The 16883-nt window shown below is 58.4% G+C and carries 19 protein-coding genes; 9 read left to right on the top strand and 10 right to left on the bottom strand.

Going from position 1 to position 16883, the window contains the following annotated elements; all coding sequences use genetic code 11:
• The first annotated feature begins 68 nt into the window (after positions 1 to 68).
• Positions 69 to 770 carry a response regulator transcription factor CtrA gene (gene ctrA, locus DXH95_RS13295; RefSeq protein WP_115549992.1) on the top strand — a complete coding sequence of 234 codons (702 nt, stop codon included), beginning with the start codon at positions 69 to 71 and terminating at the stop codon, positions 768 to 770.
• A gap of 190 nt (positions 771 to 960) precedes the next feature.
• Here ctrA and DXH95_RS13290 read toward each other — a convergent pair whose 3' ends face one another.
• The 4 genes from DXH95_RS13290 to dcd all read right to left on the bottom strand — a co-directional run bounded on the left by DXH95_RS13290 (position 961) and on the right by dcd (position 4947).
• Complete coding sequence (locus DXH95_RS13290) at positions 961 to 1737, bottom strand: metallophosphoesterase family protein (protein ID WP_239016651.1); 777 nt, start codon at positions 1735 to 1737, stop codon at positions 961 to 963.
• A 137-nt stretch (positions 1738 to 1874) separates the two neighbouring features.
• Positions 1875 to 3044 (bottom strand): saccharopine dehydrogenase family protein, encoded by a 1170-nt coding sequence (locus DXH95_RS13285; protein ID WP_115549991.1) that lies wholly within the window; start codon positions 3042 to 3044, stop codon positions 1875 to 1877.
• Positions 3045 to 3128: 84 nt separating this feature from the next.
• Entirely contained in the window at positions 3129 to 4304 is a 1176-nt protein-coding gene (locus DXH95_RS13280) for an acyl-CoA dehydrogenase family protein (protein ID WP_115549990.1), read from the bottom strand.
• Between the two features lie 88 nt (positions 4305 to 4392).
• A complete protein-coding gene (gene dcd / locus DXH95_RS13275; RefSeq protein WP_115549989.1) occupies positions 4393 to 4947 on the bottom strand; it encodes a dCTP deaminase in 555 nt (184 codons plus the stop codon).
• A 153-nt stretch (positions 4948 to 5100) separates the two neighbouring features.
• On the opposite strand from dcd, the gene DXH95_RS13270 reads away from it, so the two are divergent.
• Positions 5101 to 5628 (top strand): hypothetical protein, encoded by a 528-nt coding sequence (locus tag DXH95_RS13270; protein WP_115549988.1) that lies wholly within the window; start codon positions 5101 to 5103, stop codon positions 5626 to 5628.
• Positions 5629 to 5632: 4 nt separating this feature from the next.
• On the opposite strand, the gene DXH95_RS13265 is transcribed toward DXH95_RS13270, so the two are convergent.
• From DXH95_RS13265 to DXH95_RS13255, 3 genes are read right to left on the bottom strand one after another with little or no spacing between them, the layout of a single operon-like run.
• Positions 5633 to 6073 carry a cytidine deaminase gene (locus DXH95_RS13265; protein WP_115550191.1) on the bottom strand — a complete coding sequence of 147 codons (441 nt, stop codon included), beginning with the start codon at positions 6071 to 6073 and terminating at the stop codon, positions 5633 to 5635.
• Positions 6070 to 6756: a GH25 family lysozyme gene (locus DXH95_RS13260; protein ID WP_239016650.1), complete on the bottom strand. Its 687-nt coding sequence runs from the start codon at positions 6754 to 6756 to the stop codon at positions 6070 to 6072. Before DXH95_RS13260 ends, DXH95_RS13265 begins: the two co-directional genes overlap by 4 nt.
• Before the next feature lie 27 nt (positions 6757 to 6783).
• Positions 6784 to 7266: a UPF0262 family protein gene (locus DXH95_RS13255; protein WP_115549987.1), complete on the bottom strand. Its 483-nt coding sequence runs from the start codon at positions 7264 to 7266 to the stop codon at positions 6784 to 6786.
• Between the two features lie 122 nt (positions 7267 to 7388).
• Here DXH95_RS13255 and DXH95_RS13250 point away from each other — a divergent pair, with 122 nt between their 5' ends.
• Both DXH95_RS13250 and DXH95_RS13245 read left to right on the top strand, forming a co-directional pair.
• The gene (locus tag DXH95_RS13250; protein WP_115549986.1) at positions 7389 to 8894 is read left to right on the top strand and encodes a replicative DNA helicase; all 1506 of its coding nucleotides are present in this window, start codon (positions 7389 to 7391) and stop codon (positions 8892 to 8894) included.
• Positions 8895 to 8965: 71 nt separating this feature from the next.
• Positions 8966 to 9349, top strand: coding sequence for a DUF3224 domain-containing protein (locus tag DXH95_RS13245; RefSeq protein ID WP_115550190.1), 384 nt, complete (start codon positions 8966 to 8968; stop codon positions 9347 to 9349).
• On the opposite strand, the gene ubiG is transcribed toward DXH95_RS13245, so the two are convergent.
• Positions 9331 to 10086 (bottom strand): bifunctional 2-polyprenyl-6-hydroxyphenol methylase/3-demethylubiquinol 3-O-methyltransferase UbiG, encoded by a 756-nt coding sequence (gene ubiG / locus DXH95_RS13240; RefSeq protein WP_115549985.1) that lies wholly within the window; start codon positions 10084 to 10086, stop codon positions 9331 to 9333. The two genes, DXH95_RS13245 and ubiG, sit on opposite strands and share 19 nt — an antisense overlap.
• 56 nt (positions 10087 to 10142) lie before the next feature.
• On the opposite strand from ubiG, the gene DXH95_RS13235 reads away from it, so the two are divergent.
• Genes DXH95_RS13235 through DXH95_RS13225 form a run of 3 tightly spaced genes read left to right on the top strand, consistent with a single transcriptional unit; the run spans position 10143 to position 12884 of the window.
• Complete coding sequence (locus DXH95_RS13235) at positions 10143 to 11399, top strand: aspartate kinase (RefSeq protein ID WP_115549984.1); 1257 nt, start codon at positions 10143 to 10145, stop codon at positions 11397 to 11399.
• Between the two features lie 45 nt (positions 11400 to 11444).
• On the top strand, positions 11445 to 11831 hold the full coding sequence (locus tag DXH95_RS13230; RefSeq protein ID WP_115549983.1) for a GxxExxY protein: 387 nt from the start codon (positions 11445 to 11447) through the stop codon (positions 11829 to 11831).
• Between the two features lie 54 nt (positions 11832 to 11885).
• On the top strand, positions 11886 to 12884 hold the full coding sequence (locus DXH95_RS13225) for an NAD(P)H-dependent flavin oxidoreductase (protein ID WP_420822292.1): 999 nt from the start codon (positions 11886 to 11888) through the stop codon (positions 12882 to 12884).
• A 3-nt stretch (positions 12885 to 12887) separates the two neighbouring features.
• Here the strand turns inward: DXH95_RS13225 and DXH95_RS13220 are convergent, their stop codons facing one another.
• Entirely contained in the window at positions 12888 to 13526 is a 639-nt protein-coding gene (locus DXH95_RS13220; RefSeq protein ID WP_147291748.1) for a hypothetical protein, read from the bottom strand.
• 176 nt (positions 13527 to 13702) lie between these two features.
• Here DXH95_RS13220 and DXH95_RS13215 point away from each other — a divergent pair, with 176 nt between their 5' ends.
• Positions 13703 to 14170: a PH domain-containing protein gene (locus DXH95_RS13215; protein ID WP_239016649.1), complete on the top strand. Its 468-nt coding sequence runs from the start codon at positions 13703 to 13705 to the stop codon at positions 14168 to 14170.
• A complete protein-coding gene (locus tag DXH95_RS13210) occupies positions 14167 to 15696 on the top strand; it encodes a PH domain-containing protein (RefSeq protein ID WP_115549980.1) in 1530 nt (509 codons plus the stop codon). The genes DXH95_RS13215 and DXH95_RS13210 overlap by 4 nt, the downstream gene beginning before the upstream one ends.
• Here DXH95_RS13210 and DXH95_RS13205 read toward each other — a convergent pair.
• Entirely contained in the window at positions 15680 to 16879 is a 1200-nt protein-coding gene (locus DXH95_RS13205) for an alkaline phosphatase D family protein (protein WP_115549979.1), read from the bottom strand. The genes DXH95_RS13210 and DXH95_RS13205 overlap by 17 nt on opposite strands.
• Positions 16880 to 16883 lie beyond the last annotated feature (4 nt).

Below are 16883 nucleotides of genomic sequence, written 5' to 3'. Positions count from 1 at the left end.
GATGGCTGCGTCGCCGCTTCGGGCAGCACAGGCATCGGGGGTTGCAAAAGCAAAGAGGGGCCAGCCGCATGCGCGTGTTGCTGATTGAAGACGAACCGACCACCGCGAAAGCCATCGAGATGATGCTCGCGACCGAAGGGTTTAATGTCTATTCGACCGATCTGGGCGAGGAAGGCCTCGATCTTGGTAAACTCTATGATTACGACATCATCCTTCTCGACCTCAACCTGCCCGACATGCATGGCTATGACGTCCTGAAGAAACTGCGCGTCGCCAAGGTGCAGACGCCGGTGCTCATTCTTTCCGGCATTTCGGAAATGGACAGCAAGGTGCGCTCCTTCGGCTTTGGTGCCGATGATTATGTCACCAAGCCGTTCCATCGCGAAGAACTGGTCGCCCGCATCCATGCGGTTGTCCGCCGTTCAAAAGGCCACAGCCAGTCGGTCATCCGCACCGGCAAGTTGGCCGTGAACCTCGATGCCAAGACCGTCGAAGTCGACGGCAGCCGCGTCCATCTGACCGGCAAGGAATATGCGATGCTCGAGCTGCTTTCGCTGCGCAAGGGCACAACGCTGACTAAGGAAATGTTCCTGAACCACCTCTATGGCGGCATGGACGAACCCGAACTCAAAATCATCGACGTTTTCATCTGCAAACTGCGCAAGAAACTGGCGCTGGCCTGCGGTGGCGAAAATTATATCGAGACCGTCTGGGGCCGCGGCTACGTGCTGCGCGATCTCGACGACATGGAGCAGCCGCTGGTTGCCTGACCAATAAAGATATTACCCTGGCAGTAGTTTGAGAGGGGGCGGTGTCGAAAGGCGCCGCCCTTTTTCGTGTGGTACGAGATCGGAAAAAATCACCGTAGTGCTGAGCCTGTCGAAGCACGCTTTACGCCAAGAACGACAGCCAAAACTTGAAACCGCCCTTCGACAGGATCAGGGCTCTTGTGTTCCAGACCTAGGTTTGCAGATACCAGCGCTCGGAACCTTCCAAGCCGATCGCGGTCAGTTTGCCACTCGCATAAGCCCCGGTATCAATCCCGATCCGCGAACCGCGTTCGTCGATATCGTCATAGATGGTGTGGCCATAGATAATGACCTTTTCGAGGTCACCGCGCTGGCCGACAAATTCGTCACGGATCCAGCGCAGGTCGCTCCTGCGTTGCTCGGATAGCGGCACGCCGGGTCGGATGCCGGCATGGACGAAGGCATAATCGCCGAGCACGATCATATCCTCAAAGCTTTCGAGGAAAGCGAGGTGCTCCTCTGGCACGAGCGTGGCGAGCCGCTCCGCCAGTTGCTCGATATCCAGCTCGATATATTCGGCACGGGTGATGGGGTAGCTTTGCAACGTCGCGTCACCACCGATTTTAAGGAAGAAACGCAGCGTCTTGGTGTCGCGCTCGCGACAGGCCTTGAGGAAGACCTCTTCATGATTGCCCATCAGGTAACGCACTTTACGGCCGTGCACCCTAAGCGCCATCGCGGTTTCTATCACCCCTGCACTATCGGGCCCACGGTCAACCAGATCGCCGAGCAGGACAATCTGCGTATCCGCTGCACCTCGCACCTGATCATCGGCGTCAATCTTTGCCAGCAACGCCTGCAACAGATCGTTGCGACCGTGGATATCGCCTATTGCGTATACGCGAATGCCATCCGGCAACCGCGCGGTATCGAGCGGACGGGACGGTGCGGCTTTCTTGAACAGGCGACCCAGCATGGTGCGCGCCATATAGGGAGGAGATGGGGCGAGCGGAAGTGCTTTGTCCCCTCCCGCCTGCGGGAGGGGTTAGGGGAGGGGTGAGCGAAGCGAGCGTAGTCCTTACAGGCCCTCCCCCGCTCCCTCCCGCAAGCGGGAGGGGAGATAACTCAGCCCTCCACCGTAAAGGTCAGCCCGGCGTGCGCTTGCAACCGCGCAACGAGCTTTTCGCCAAGCGCTGCACCAGGCGTGGTCACCCCGCCCTCGCCGTCATTTTCGGCGAGGCCAAGCGCGGTCTCGGCGATCATCTTCGAGGTCGAGCCATAGCCCGGGTCCTTGTCACCCTTCACCGAATAGAGCGCGCGCTTGCCATCCGGATATTCGCCGACGAACAACACATCGTAAAAGCCATTCTCGCGCTCTTCCTTGGTTGGCCCTTCGCCGGGCTGGGGTCCTCCGCCGCCACCAAATGGGGCCTTGAGCGCAGTAGCAAGCGCTTCTGCCGCTTGTTTGCCCATTTCGCCGGGGCTGGTCAGCACCATTTCATCATAGCGCACATCGGTGCCCCAGGGGTGGCCGAGCAGGAAGTTGGTCCGGTGGACATTCTTTGTGTTGATCGCCGCCATGATGAACGGCGCGGCCCAGCTGCCAAGGCTGTCATCATATTCGGGAATCATGCCCGTCGGCTGGCTTGGCCCTTCAAAGCCCGGCGTCAGGCCGAACGGGCTGAGCATATAGGGCGTCAGCGTGGGGTGTTTGGCAAGCGTCTTCAGTGTTTCTTTCAGGCTGGCAGCCGTACCGCCCGAAAAACCGCCCTGCATCGCGCGGACACGGCCTTTGACGCGCGGGGCCGGTGCACCGAATTTCTCGGTCGCATGTTTTTGCAGCATGAGTACGCCCAGATCGAAGGGAATCGAATCGAAGCCTGCCGAAAAAGTGATCCGCGCGCCGCTGGCCTTGGCTGCGTCGTGATATTTGTCGATCATCTGGCGCATCCACACCGGCTCACCGCACAGGTCGGTATAGTCGGTTCCGGCCTCGACACAGGCCTTCACCAGTGGTTCACCATAAAGCTGATAGGGCCCGACGGTCGTCAACACGACCTTGGTGCGCTTCGCCATCGCCTCAAGCGAGGCCGGATCGTCAGCATCGGCGACCACCAAAGGTGTATCCTGCGCTGCCCCAATCAGGTCTCTTACCTCTTGAAGCTTGGTCAGGCTCCGCCCAGCCATTGCCCATTTCAGGCCAGACTTGTCCTTTAGATATTCGGCGACCAGCCGGCCGGTATAGCCAGTCGCACCATAAACGATGACGTCAAATTCGCGTGCTTCCTTGGGCATAACTCTCTCCTGATTCTGCTTTGAAGAAAGTGATGCGCGCAAGGAAGGCTGGAGTCAAAACAGTGTTTTCTCTGTGCCGCAGTTTCAGAAATTATACTGCCTGCTCGCCAGATCGAACATGATCTCTTCCGACCCGCCGCCGATCGCCATTACGCGTACTTCGCGATAGATGCGTTCGACGCGACAGCCGCGCATGAAGCTGGCACCGCCGAGGATCTGGCAAGCCTCGCGTGCGCAGAACTCCATCGTGCGGGTCGCCTGCACTTTCAGCAGCGCAAAATCTCCGGGGAACGCCTTGCCCTCGCGCACGCTCCACGCGCATTGGTCTATCCACGCTTGCGTCGTGTTGATCTGGCGCAGCATGTCAGCCAGCTTGTGTCGGATCGCCTGATTGCGGATCAATGGTTTGCCGAACACCTCGCGCTGTTGCGCCCAGTCGAGCGCATCTTCAAAGCAGACACGTGCATAAGCCGCCGCCTGCTGCGCCATGCCCAGCCGTTCGCCGTTAAAATTGCGCATGATGCCCATGAAACCGCCATTTTCGGGGCCGATCAGGTTTTCGGCGGGGACCTCGACATTGTCAAAATGCAGCGTTGCGGTGTCGGATGCATGCCAGCCCATCTTGGCGAGCTCCGTTCGGCTGAAACCCGGTCGATCGGTCTCGATCAGGAGCAGCGAAACGCCGCCCATGCCCGGTCCACCGGTGCGCACGGCGGTCGTCACATAATCGGCGCGCATCCCGCTGGTGATATAGGTCTTGCTACCGTTGACGATGTAACTCGCGCCCTTGCGTTCGGCCTTGGTCTTGAGGTTCGCGACATCTGATCCACCCGACGGTTCGGTGATGCCCAGCGCAATGATCTTCTCACCGGCAAGCACGGCGGGCGCAATGCGCTGCTTCATCTCGTCGCTGCCCATGGCGAGGATCGGCGGAAGGCCAATACCATGCGTCATCAGCGACGCAGGAATGCCGCCCGCACCGGGGCGGCACATTTCCTCACTCTGCACCAGCGAGTGGAAAATATCGAAGCCGTTGCTGCCCGTGCCACCAAATTCTGCCGGATAGCCGAGGCCCAATATGCCGGCCTCGGCAGCTTTCTTGTGCAGTTCGCGCGGTAACTCCCCAGCCGCTTCCCACGCATCGACGTTGGGCAGGATTTCGCGCTCGACGAAACGGCGGACGGTATCGCACACCGCCTCATGGCTTTCGTCATAATAAGGCGAACGGGCGCGCCATTGGTCGAAAAGGGGGGATGTCATCTGGGCCTCTCCTGCGTGAGCATTTAACTCATGTTTAATCGTTCGATTAAATTGAGCAAGGCGGGAAGTGAAACGCAGGTCAGCAGATTCAGAGCCGCGGTAAAGTCACACCCTTCTGCCCCATATATTTGCCTGCACGGTCAGCATAGCTGGTCTCGCACGGCTCATTGCCCTGCAGGAACAGGAATTGGCACGCGCCTTCATTGGCATAGATTTTCGCGGGCAGCGGGGTGGTGTTTGAAAATTCCAGCGTCACATGCCCTTCCCAGCCCGGCTCGAGCGGGGTGACGTTCACGATGATGCCGCAACGGGCGTAAGTGCTCTTACCCAAACAGATGACGAGCACATCGCGCGGCACGCGGAAATACTCGACGGTGCGGGCAAGGGCGAAACTGTTGGGCGGGATGATGCATACGTCGGTTTCGCGGTCGACAAAGCTCTTTGGGTCAAACTCTTTGGGATCAACGACGCTCGAATCGACATTGGTGAAAATCTTGAATTCGGGCGCGACGCGGGCATCATAGCCATAAGAAGAGAGGCCATAGCTGATGCAGCCGTCGCGGCGCTGCGCCTCGACAAACGGCTCGATCATACCGTTTTCGAGCGCCTGTTGCCTGATCCACTTGTCTGAAAGAATTGCCATTTTCACTCCCTCATGATTCCAACCGCTTTTGCCGGTTTGGCGGGGGAGCGCAAGAGGCACTAGTGCTATCGCGACGCTCGACAGTGGTCAGGTTGTTCGGCAATCCTGAAAATCCGCTTTGACAGGATATCCACTACCGTGCGCAAATATCTTATGCTTCTGCCAGTCCTGGCCCTGACCTCTCCGGCAACGGCACAGAATGATGAAATTTTGAACTGGGAAAAGCAGGCCGAGACGGCATGTAACACCTATGACTTCAAAGGCTTTTTCGAAGCTTTTCTGCGTTCCGACAAGGTACGCGCAAAATATAGCGCCAGCCAGATCTACCAAGTGCGCGACGGCGTTTCGGAACCCATAGCGGGGTCAGCCTATCGCGATTTCCCTTTGGGTATGCTCGATTATAGCTGGGTAACAGCCGAGTCAGTCCGCAAAAATGCAACTGGCGTGCCGCCGCCCTATGAATATGTCGAGCTCGAAATCAACGTTGCGGGGGATCGCCGAGCGCGTGTCGATTGGGTCCGCATGGGCTATAAAAACGGCAGTCCGGATGAAGGTGGCGAAGGCGACGACCGCACCGGCGCCTATGGAAAGCCGGGCTATCTGCTTTTCTATCCAACCGACGCCTGCTGGGAACTGGTTCAGGACACGCAAGGCGGCGATGCCCCTGGACCGATGCGCTGAGTTGTTATTTCAGGCTTGCGGGGCCGAAACCAAAAGGCAGCAATTCCGACAGCAAATGGGTGTCGTGGCCGCCCGCATGCGCACAATATACCGGCAGGTCGATGGCGACCTCGTCCGCGACTTCCTTGATCACCTGACGACAGCGGCCACAGGGTGTGATCGCGTCAGCGCCAATCTGCGCACTACCATCCGCCGCTCGTGGGCCACCGGCGACTGCAATCGCCACAATCCGCCGCATCTGCCCGTCGCTGTTAGCCTTGGCTATGGCGACAGTCTCCGCACATAAGGTCATGCCATAGCTCGCATTTTCGAAATTAGCGCCGGTTACTATGTCACCCGTATCGAGCAGCAATGCAGCGCCAACATGGAAATTTGAATAAGGCGCATAGGCATTACGGGCTGCTTCAATAGCTGCTGCCACCAATTTTGACTTGCTATCGCTCATGGTCGCACCACCACCCATTTCACCGGCTCGTCCACACCCTCGATCTCACGCTTTGGATTGGCCGTCCACATCACCCACGGCTTGGCAGCATAGTCGGGCAAAAGCCATGTTTTTTCCAGCCAGACATTGCGGTCAATGGCGGAGCTGAGCTTGTAATGCTCCTCAAAATCCGGCGACAGCATCAGCACCGCAGACTTGCCCAGATGCGCCTCAATCTGTGACAGGAAGGTTGCGACTTCGGAAAGAACCAGCGCGCGGTCGGGTTTGCTGGAACAGCTCTTGGTAAAGCCGAATTCGACTGCCGTTGGCAAGGCGACGTCGCTGCGCGGAACTGTGGTGATAAACAACGTCGCCTGATCACTGGCCAACCGGCACAGATCATAGCGGTGCAGCGGGCCGAAGCGCACGCCTGCCTCGCGTGCACCGGCCATATTGGCAGCAAAGCGGGGGTCGCGATCCTTGGAACCGTCGGTCGCAACAATATAGGCAAAATCGACCCCGGTCGCGGCAAGCATCGGCCAGTCGAGCACGCCATGCGAGGCGTCGGCGACGATGCCCTGCACCGGATACTCGTCGCGAGAAGGAGCCCAGCCGACAATCATCCGCCACAACACCAACGCGCCGAGCAACAAGGCGAGCACGATTGCACCATTGCGCCAAAGCCTGAATTTCCCGCTGGCCATCCCGATCCCCGAATTACAACTTTTGGCCTATTGCTTGATGTGCAGGACGCAAATCAATGTAAACAATCGCCGGGCGGTCGGAAAATCGACCTCAATCTTTCCCTCAAGCCGTTCCATCAGCAGCTCTGCGGCACCATTGTGCACCCCGCGACGCGCCATGTCGATGGTCTCGATCTCGGATGCGGTCGCCTTGCGGATTGCTTGATAATAGCTATCGCAAATCGCAAAATATTCACGCACCGGTCGCTGGAATCGGCCGAGGCCGAGGATCAGCGTTTCGTGCGGCGTGCCATCTTCGCGCGCTATATCCCAGATCAATCGACCTTCGGTAACGCTCAGCTTCAGCCGGTAAGGCCCAGCATAGCCATCACCCATGTCACGCAACGGCTTGAAATGATTCTCTTCGATCAAATCGAAAATTGCAACGCGCCGTTCCTGCTCGATATCAGCGTTGCGACGCAAGATGGTCGCTTCATCGAGCTCGACGGAGATGATGCGCGGGTCGGACATTTGTTTCCTCTAACCGATGCGCGTTTTCGGGCAAGGGGCGACGTGGTTGTCCACAATTGTTTCAACGACTCTATTTCGGTTGGGCTATTGCGGATGCAACGCCCCTGCGCGATAGCATCCCCATGGCCGAACCAATCCGACTAGCAGCCTCCAATGATGGAGAGGAACAGCGTTTGCCGCGCAATGTCGAGGCAGAGGCCGCGTTCCTGGGCGCGCTGCTGATCGACAACCGCATATTGGAAGATGTCAGTATCAAGCTGCGCCCCGAACATTTCTTTGAACCGCTGCACGGGCGGATTTTCGACCAGATTTTACGTTTGATCGACCGCAATATGCTTGTCACGCCTGTGACGCTGAAACCGCTGTTTGAAAGCGACGAGGCGATGAAAGAGCTGGGTGGCCCCGGCTATCTGGTCAAACTCACCGCCGATGGTTCGGGCCTGATCGGTGCCCGCGATTTCGCGCAACAGATTTACGATCTGGCGCTTTTGCGCGAGCTTGTCAGCGTCGGGCGCGGGCTGGTGGAAGGTGCGCTTGATACCAGCGACATCGTCGACCCTAAGGCGCAGATCGAGCAGGCCGAGGCGCAGCTCTACAAGGTTGCCGAGGGGGAGGGCGACACCGGAAGCATGAAGAGCTTCCTCGCGGCGTCGACCGAGGCGATCAAGAATGTCGAAAAGGCGTTGAACAGCGGCGGCCACCTGTCGGGTGTGACGACCGGCCTCGACAGCATCAATTCAAAGTGCGGCGGCCTGCATAATTCGGACCTTATCATTCTCGCTGGACGCCCCGGCATGGGCAAGACCTCGCTTGCGACCAACATCGCTTTCAATGCGGCGCAGCGCTGGATCCGCGATCGCGAGGATGGCATCCCTGAGGAGAAGAGCGTCGGTGCCAAGACCGCCTTTTTCAGCCTCGAAATGTCTGCGGACCAGCTCGCGACACGTATCTTGGCCGAGCAATCGGGGATCAGTTCCGAAGCGTTGCGCATGGGCAAGATCAGCCGCGACGATTTCCGCGAACTCTCTCGCGCCAGCCGGGAGCTGCAGGAGCTGCCACTGTATATCGACGACACACCGGCGCTCACTATCGCTGCGATGCGCACGCGCGCGCGACGTTTGCAACGCAAGCACGGCATCGGCCTGATTGTTGTCGACTATCTGCAGCTGTTGCAGGGTTCATCGCGCAGCAGCGACAACCGCGTCAACGAAATCTCCGAAATCTCGCGTGGACTGAAGACGCTGGCGAAGGAATTGCAAGTGCCGGTAATCGCGCTTTCTCAGCTCAGTCGTGCTGTCGAGCAGCGCGAAGACAAGCGACCACAACTGTCGGATCTGCGTGAATCGGGATCGATCGAGCAGGACGCCGACATGGTCTGGTTCGTCTTCCGCGAGGATTATTATGTCGCCGCGCGCGAACCCAAGCATGGCAGCGACGGCGATGTGAAGGCTACCGAGGAATATGAAAAGTGGCGGCAGGAAATGGAACGTGTCTTCGGCACCGCTGAACTGATCGTCGCCAAACAGCGCCATGGTTCGACCGGCAAGGTCCGGATGAAGTTTGAGGCCAAGATCACGCGGTTCAGTGACCTGGCCGACGACAGCTATGCTGATCAGGGGTATGAATGAAAGCGCTGTTCGCCGCCGTTGGCTTAATGCTGGGTACAGCTGCCCCAGCGGAATCGATCAAGGAGCCTTTTATGTTTCATGCGGCTGGTGATTTTGAAGTCACTCTGAAACCCGTTTCGGCGGCCGACGAGGGCTTGATGCGCATGTCCATCGACAAGCAGTTTCACGGCGATCTGGAGGCGACCAGTGTTGGCCAGATGATGGCGGGCGGCAATGAAGCCAATGGCGCGCGCGTTTATGTTGCGCTCGAAACCGTCACCGGCGCACTAAAGGGAAGAAAGGGCAGTTTCATTCTGGCGCATCGCGGGACCATGTCTGCCAGTGGACAGGTCTTATCGGTGATTATCGTGCCCGATTCAGGCACCGATGAGTTGAAAGGCATCGCCGGAAATCTCGATATCGACATCCACGACGGCAAGCATTTCTACACGATGGATTATACGCTACCCGATTGACGCGCCGCCAAAATATAGTTGAGCGCCTTGTTGGAACTAAGGTGCAAGCCGGACAGCGGTGAAAAGGCAATGCCCTCCATCGCAATAACCTCTAGCCCCGCATCGGCCAGCAACGCCGTTACTTCTTCGGGCGTCAGGAACTTGTCCCAGTCATGTGTCCCACGCGGCACCTGCCCCAACCGCTCGGCGGCTTCGATCAGGAACAGCTTGGAGGCAGCCGTCCGGTTCGGCGTTGAAAGGATCATCAGCCCGTCGGGCTTCAATCGCGCAGCCAGTTCGCCCACAAAAGTTGCCGGATCGGTGACATGCTCGATCACCTCCATCGATGTCACAACATCGAATTGGCCCAACCGCTGCGCTGACAGCTCACCCGCGCGATAATCTATCGATAAACCCGATTGCGCCGCATGCGCCTTTGCTGCCGCGATATTCTCCGCAGCTGCATCAACCCCTGTAACCGATGCACCGAGACGCGCCAACGGCTCACACAGCAACCCCGCCCCACAGCCGGCATCAAGCGCAGCCCTCCCAGCTAGCGGCTTCATCGCAGTTTCGTCGCTGCCGAAATGCAGGTCGATCTGCCGACGGATGAAGCCCAGCCGCACCGGATTGAGCTTGTGCAGCATCGCGCTCGAACCTTTCGGGTCCCACCAGTCCGCCGCCAGCGCGCCGAAATGCGCGGCTTCATTTGGGTCTATGGTAGTTTTTCTGTTCGCAGCTTGGCTTGCCTTTGTCATATCCTGTCCCTATCAGCGCCGCTGTTTGTAATATAGCCCTTTCACGCAAGGTTCCTATGGCCCGGATAGTCATGAAATTTGGCGGCACCTCGATGGCGGGGACCGAGCGGATTCGCCGCGTGGCGCAGATTGTGAAGCGCCAAGCCGAAAAGGGTGACGAAGTCGCCGTGGTCGTCTCTGCCATGTCGGGCGAAACCGACCGGCTTGTCGGCTTTTGCCGCGAAGCCAACCCCCTTTACGATCCGGCCGAATATGACGTGGTCGTCGCATCGGGCGAACAGGTTACGTCAGGTCTTCTCGCGATCACCCTGCAGGCCCTGGGCTGTAAGGCGCGCAGCTGGCTTGGTTGGCAATTGCCGATCCACACCGACGATGCCCATGCCAAGGCGCGCATCGGCACTATCGACAGCGAAGCCCTGCTCGCTTCAATGGCCGAAGGTACTATTGCCGTTATCCCCGGTTTCCAGGGGCTGACCGACGACAACCGCATAACCACGCTAGGCCGTGGCGGCTCGGATACGTCGGCGGTCGCGGTTGCCGCCGCAATCAAGGCCGACCGCTGCGACATCTATACCGACGTCGACGGTGTTTACACCACCGACCCGCGCATCGTAAGCCGGGCGCGCAAGCTGAAGGCAGTCACCTACGAGGAAATGCTAGAGCTGGCCTCGGTCGGCTCAAAGGTGTTGCAGACCCGCTCGGTCGGGCTTGCCATGAAGGAAGGCGTGCGCGTTCAGGTGCTCAGCTCCTTCATCGACGAAAACGCCCCCAGCGCAGATACCATCCCCGGCACGATGATCGTGACCGACGAAGAACTGGAGAATGCCCAAGTGGAACGCCAGCTGATCACCGGCATCGCCGCCGACAAGAATGAAGCGAAGATCACCCTGACCCGCGTGCCAGACCGCCCCGGCGCAGTGAGCCACATCTTCGCGCCGCTGGCGGAATCAAACATCAATGTCGACATGATCATCCAGAATGTCGGCCGCGATAAAGGCGAGACCGACGTGACCTTCACCGTGCCACAGGCCGACCTTGCCCGCGCCACCGACGTGCTGCAGAACCAGCGCGAAGCCATCGGCTATAACCGCCTGATCCCCGACACCAAGGTTGCCAAGATTTCAGTCGTCGGCGTCGGCATGAAGAGCCATGCAGGTGTCGCCTCGACAATGTTCACTGCACTCGCCGACCGCAAGATCAACATTCAGGCGATCTCGACGTCGGAGATCAAGGTTTCGGTGCTGATTGATGAGGATGAGACCGAACTGGCGGTGCGTGTTCTCCATACCGCTTATGGGTTGGATGGGGAGTGAGTTTTTAGTTCACGCAGAGGCGCAGAGAGCGCAGAGACGGTTTGCATGAAACCGATCGATGAAATTAGCAGCGATGTTATCGGTGTAGCCATGGCCATCCATCGTGAAATTGGGCCGGGTTTGCTTGAATCGGTCTACCAAGCCATATTGGCGAAAAAGCTGACGCGCCTTGGTTACGCCGTTGAAACTGAAAAGCCCTTGGGCTTTTCCTTTGAAGACCTTGAATTTCCGGCAGCATTTAAAGTGGACTTGCTGGTCGACCAGAGTTTGGTCGTCGAATTGAAATCAGTTGAGCGGATGCAACCCGTTCATTCGAAGCAGTTACTGACTTATTTGCGCCTCATGAACCTACCAGTCGGGCTACTGATAAATTTCGGGTGCGAGACCCTGAAAGAAGGCATAAAGCGCGTAGTGAACAATCACGACAGATAACTCTCTCTGCGTCCTCTGCGCCTCTGCGTGCAAACCATTTTGAAACAGGTGTTTATGTCCAAACTCGCTCACCTCATGAAACGCGGCGCCGAATTTCTGGGCTGCGACGTCGCCATAATGTGCGGCGCTATGTCGTGGGTGTCCGAGCGCAATCTGGTTTCTGCTATCTCGAATGCGGGCGGCTTTGGGGTGATTGCATGCGGCGCGATGACGCCCGAATTGCTTGATGCAGAGATTGCCGCGACCAAGGCGCTGACCAGCAAACCCTTTGGCGTAAACCTGATCACCATGCACCCGCAGATCATGGAACTTATCGCAGTGTGCACCAAACATCAGGTCAGCCATATCGTGCTCGCAGGCGGGTTGCCGCCAAAAGGTAGCATCGAGGCGATCAAGGAATCAGGCGCTAAGGTGCTTTGCTTTGCCCCAGCGCTGACGCTTGCAAAGAAATTTGCCCGTTCGGGTGTCGATGCATTGATTATCGAAGGCAGCGAGGCTGGCGGGCATATCGGCCCGGTTTCGACCAGCGTATTGGCACAGGAAATCCTGCCCGAACTGGGTGAGCAGTTGCCCATCTTCGTCGCAGGCGGGATAGGGCGCGGCGGGTTGGTGGCCAGTTACCTTGAAATGGGCGCGGCAGGTGTGCAGCTCGGCACGCGTTTCGTCTGTGCGCATGAAAGCATCGCCCATCCCAATTTCAAACAGGCTTTCCTGCGCGCCAATGCCCGCGACGCGGTGGCCAGCGTACAGATCGACCCGCGTCTACCGGTGATCCCCGTCCGCGCCCTGAAGAACAAGGGCACCGAGGAGTTCACCAAGAAGCAAATCGAGGTCGCCGGCAAACTGGACCGAGGCGAGATCGATATGGAAGCGGCCCAGCTCGAGATCGAAACCTATTGGGCAGGTGCGCTGCGCCGTGCGGTGATCGACGGCGATGTCGAATATGGATCGGTGATGGCCGGTCAATCGGTCGGCATGGTGCATGTCGAACGCCCGGTAGTCGACATCATCGCCAAGCTGGTGCGCGAGGCGGAAGAGGCACTGGCGCGCTAGACTTTATTCGGTTTCGACCCAGCGGCCATCCTTGCGGATCAACAACGCCTTCGAAACGCTGCGGTTCGCTTCATCAAAGGCAGACCCGACGTAAAATTTGAATTTCTCGTACATGGCGTCTGATGTGATGTTCGCCAGCATGATTTGATCGTCCGATGGCACCGCAGCGACCAGCCGCCCGCTGAGCGATGCATCCAGATCATCCCAGCCGCTGGCGAGAAGCATGCTGGCGACATAGTCAATCTGCGGGCTGATGACGACACCCGACGCAAAGTCCGCCGAAGATGGCAATGGCGGAAGTCCTGCGAGCACCTGCTTTTGCCCCAAGATTAAAGCGAGATCGGAACCAATACCCATATTGGCGAGATGTCCGGTGTCGATCAGCTTGCTGGCGGGACCTTCATCAGACACGAGGACTGTTTCAATCGACGCCGTAAAAGGTTCGGAAACAATCTGATTATCATCTTGATTCGCTTCTCTCAGCATCCGGGTGCGGTTTTCGGCATAGCCCTTGGAACGCACCACGAGACGCAGTCTTTCGATTTCCGCCATTTGTGCCTGGTCTCCACTCTCACCGGTCGTAGACTTTTGTTGCGGCTCGGCAGCCACCAACGCCATTTCGGCGAGCAGCATCAGGGTCACAAATGCAATGCACCGTCGCATACGTAGTCGTGCAATCATAGTTCCGGTTAGAACTTTGACCGAACGACGTCACCTTGTGCCGGACAACTAGTACAGAACTGCGATGTGGCCGCCTGGCTAAAGCGGCACGAACTGCTGTCTTGCATCGACAACACAGCCGCCGCATAAAGCACGGCATGGAAGATACCGACCAGTTAAAACCCCTCGATCCCGCTTATGTGACGGTGATGCGTATCGGGGCAGCGATTTTTGCGGCAGTTCCGTTGATCGGCGCGCTGGTTCTCGAGACGGCACAGCTGACAGCGACCGGCTTGTTCATCATCCCGGTGGTACTGCTCGCCGCATGGTTCGTTCTGGTAGTTCCCGGAAGGCGCTTCGCCCGCTGGCATTATGCTCTGGGGGCAGACCGGTTGCGAATTGTGCGCGGCTATCTCTTCTATAGCGATACCGTTGTTCCGCTGGGGCGCATCCAGCATATCGATGTCCATCAGGGGCCTATCATGCGGCGCTATGGTCTCGCCACCCTGACAGTCCATACTGCCGGCAACCACAATTCCAGCGTCAGCCTGCCCGGCCTGCGGCATGAAGATGCAGTCGCAATGCGCGAGACGATCCGCGAATATATCAAGGCGGCGCAGGGTTGAACGACGCGCATCCCGAAACCGGAGACCAAGCCGCCGAAGGCCAGCGGCTGCATCCGCTTGGCCTCATCGCCGGGCTGATCGCCGGGCTTCCGCAATTGATTTTTCCGATGTTTGCGGCGGTGTTCGGTACTGGCAGCCGCAACCGACCCGAGCTGATCCCGTTCGTGATTTTCGCGGTTTTGCTGATAAGCCTGTTCTTCCGCTGGCTCGCCTGGCTGCGCACGCATTATCACATCGGCGAAGACGATATCCGCATCGAACGCGGGATATTGAGCCGGTCGGCGCGATCCATTCCCTATGACCGCATCCAGGATGTCAGCGTCGAACAAAAGCCGCTGGCCCGCCTACTAGGCATCGGGGAGGTCAAGTTCGAAACCGGCGGCGGCGAGGGCGAGGACGCCAAGCTGAGCTATGTCTCACTCGAAGAAGCCGAGCGGCTGCGCGAGACGGTGCGCGCGCGCAAGGCAGGGCTGGTCACAAATGAAGCGACTGAATTGGAAGATGAGGTGGCCAATACTCCGCCGGTCTTTGCGATGGACACCAAGCGCCTCATCATCCTCGGCTTCTATTCCTTCAGCCTCGTTATTTTCGCGGTGCTGGGCGGCGTCGCACAACAGTTCGACTTCCTGCTGCCGTTCGACTGGTGGGATTTCAAAGACTGGATCGGGATCGCCGAAAAGAACGGCGTCGATATAACCCATATCGACCGCAGCGTGCAGATCGGTGGTGCGATCCTTGCTCTGGTTTCATTGACCGCGATCGGCTTTGCCACCGGTATAGTGCGTACATTCCTGAAGGAGTATGGCTTTCGCCTAGACCGCACCGCCAAAGGCCTTCGCCGTCGGCGAGGTTTGCTGACGCTAACCGATGTGGTGATGCCGGTCGCGCGGGTGCAGGCAGCGGTGGTGGAGACGGGTCCGATCCGCAAGCTTAGCGGCTGGCACGCGCTCAAATTCGTCAGCTTGGCGCAGGAGAGTAAGGACGAGAGCCACCATATGGTCGCACCCCTCGCAAAGCTCGACGAAATTTGGCCGATAGCGGCAGAGGCAGAAATCGGCGCCCCCGCCGCCGATGCACAAATGCAGCGCGGTCGTTTCAGCTGGTGGGTGGCGGGCATTATGCTCGTGCTGCCATTTGTCTTCGCGGCAATGGCATCAGTTGTCCTTCTGGCCGATGCATCGCCGACCAAGTCACTGCTTTTGCTGCTCATTCCTGTGATGATGCTAATCGTCGGCGCGTTCGAATGGCGGATGTACCGGCACGGAGACGATGGCGTGCAGCTTTATGTGCGGCGCGGATGGTGGCGGCAGCAGTTGACAGTTATGCCTCAAGTCCGTGTACAGAGCGTCGAAATCGCGCAAAGCCCGTTCACGCGATTAGCCGGGCTGGTAACGCTGCGCTTCGGTGTTGCGGGCGGCAAACTCGAAATGATCGCGCTACCCCGTGACACCGCCGAAGCCATCCGCGACCGCGTGCTCGCGGTTGCCGCCCCGGTCGATTTTTCGGAGATCAACCGAAGGGGTTGATCACCTGTTCCTCAATCACGCCACCATCGTCCTTGCGCAGCGACAGTTTGACGGTCTTCGCATCCCAATCGATGTCGATCTGCCCGAAATTGGGTATAGACCAGAAGCCGCCCGTGCGCGCCGGATCGGGCTCCCGATCCCGGCTGTCGCCCTTGCCGAACGACATGTTCAAAGATGAAGAGGTAAAATCCCAAAGCGGCTTGGACAAACCTTTCACGTCGCTTTTGTAGAAACCGGCGGAATGGCGGTCACCCGAAAGGATCAGCGCGTTGTTCACGCCCTTTTCGGATAGCAGGCGGTACAGCTTTTCGCGTTCGCGCGGGAAGTTGGTCCAGCCTTCGAAATTGTGCGCGCTGGTGATCACCTGCGTCGAAGACACGATGATCCGTACATCGGTAGGCTTGGAAAGCTCGTCCGCCAGCCATTGCCATTGCACCGCACCCAGCAGAGTTGCTGTCTTGTCCTCGTTGGGCAGATACCATCCCAGCGTCGGGCCTGGATCGCGATAGGGCATGCGAACAAGGTCCGACCGGAAAAAGCGGGTATCGAGCAGAATGAACTGCACCCGCTTTCCTTCTGGCCCGACGATTCGGCTTTCATAGACGCCAGGGCGCGATTTCACTTCATCGGACGCCCCCCAATATGCTTCATAAGCTTTCTCAGCATATTCCTTGAACGCGAAGCTGCCGCCAGCGTCATTGGCACCGAAATCATGGTCGTCCCACGTCGTCAGCATCGGCACCGAGCGGCGGAAACGATCCCATTCCTGCCGGGCGGAGAGCTTGCGATAGCTGGCGGTCAGCGTCGGCATATCGGCGCTCCATTGTGCGCCCGTGTCGCCATAGACATTGTCGCCGATCAACAGGAAGGCCTGCGGCTTTTGCGCGGCGATAACATCCCAATAGGCCATCGAGCGGTTCTCGTTCTGGCACGAACCGAAAGCGATACGCGTGAGCACGGTGTCGCTGCTCAGCGCAGGATTGGGGGCTGCGACGGGGAGCTTGACGGCGAGCCCGGCATAATAAGGCCGCAGCGCTTCTTGTGCTGTAATCGGTGATTTAGCTTGGCTGCTATCTTGCGACGCAGTTGTCGCGCAACCAGCCAAAGCCAAAAAGACAGGTGCTGCAATGATGTTTGGTCGAATTCGCAATTTCATGATGCGCGCTGAAGACAGGATTTTCATGACT

Origin of the sequence: Sphingorhabdus pulchriflava, assembly GCF_003367235.1 — a bacterium.
GTDB lineage: Bacteria > Pseudomonadota > Alphaproteobacteria > Sphingomonadales > Sphingomonadaceae > Sphingorhabdus_B > Sphingorhabdus_B pulchriflava.
Note: the sequence above shows the minus strand (reverse complement) of the source record. Positions and strands in the feature narration are given on the sequence as shown.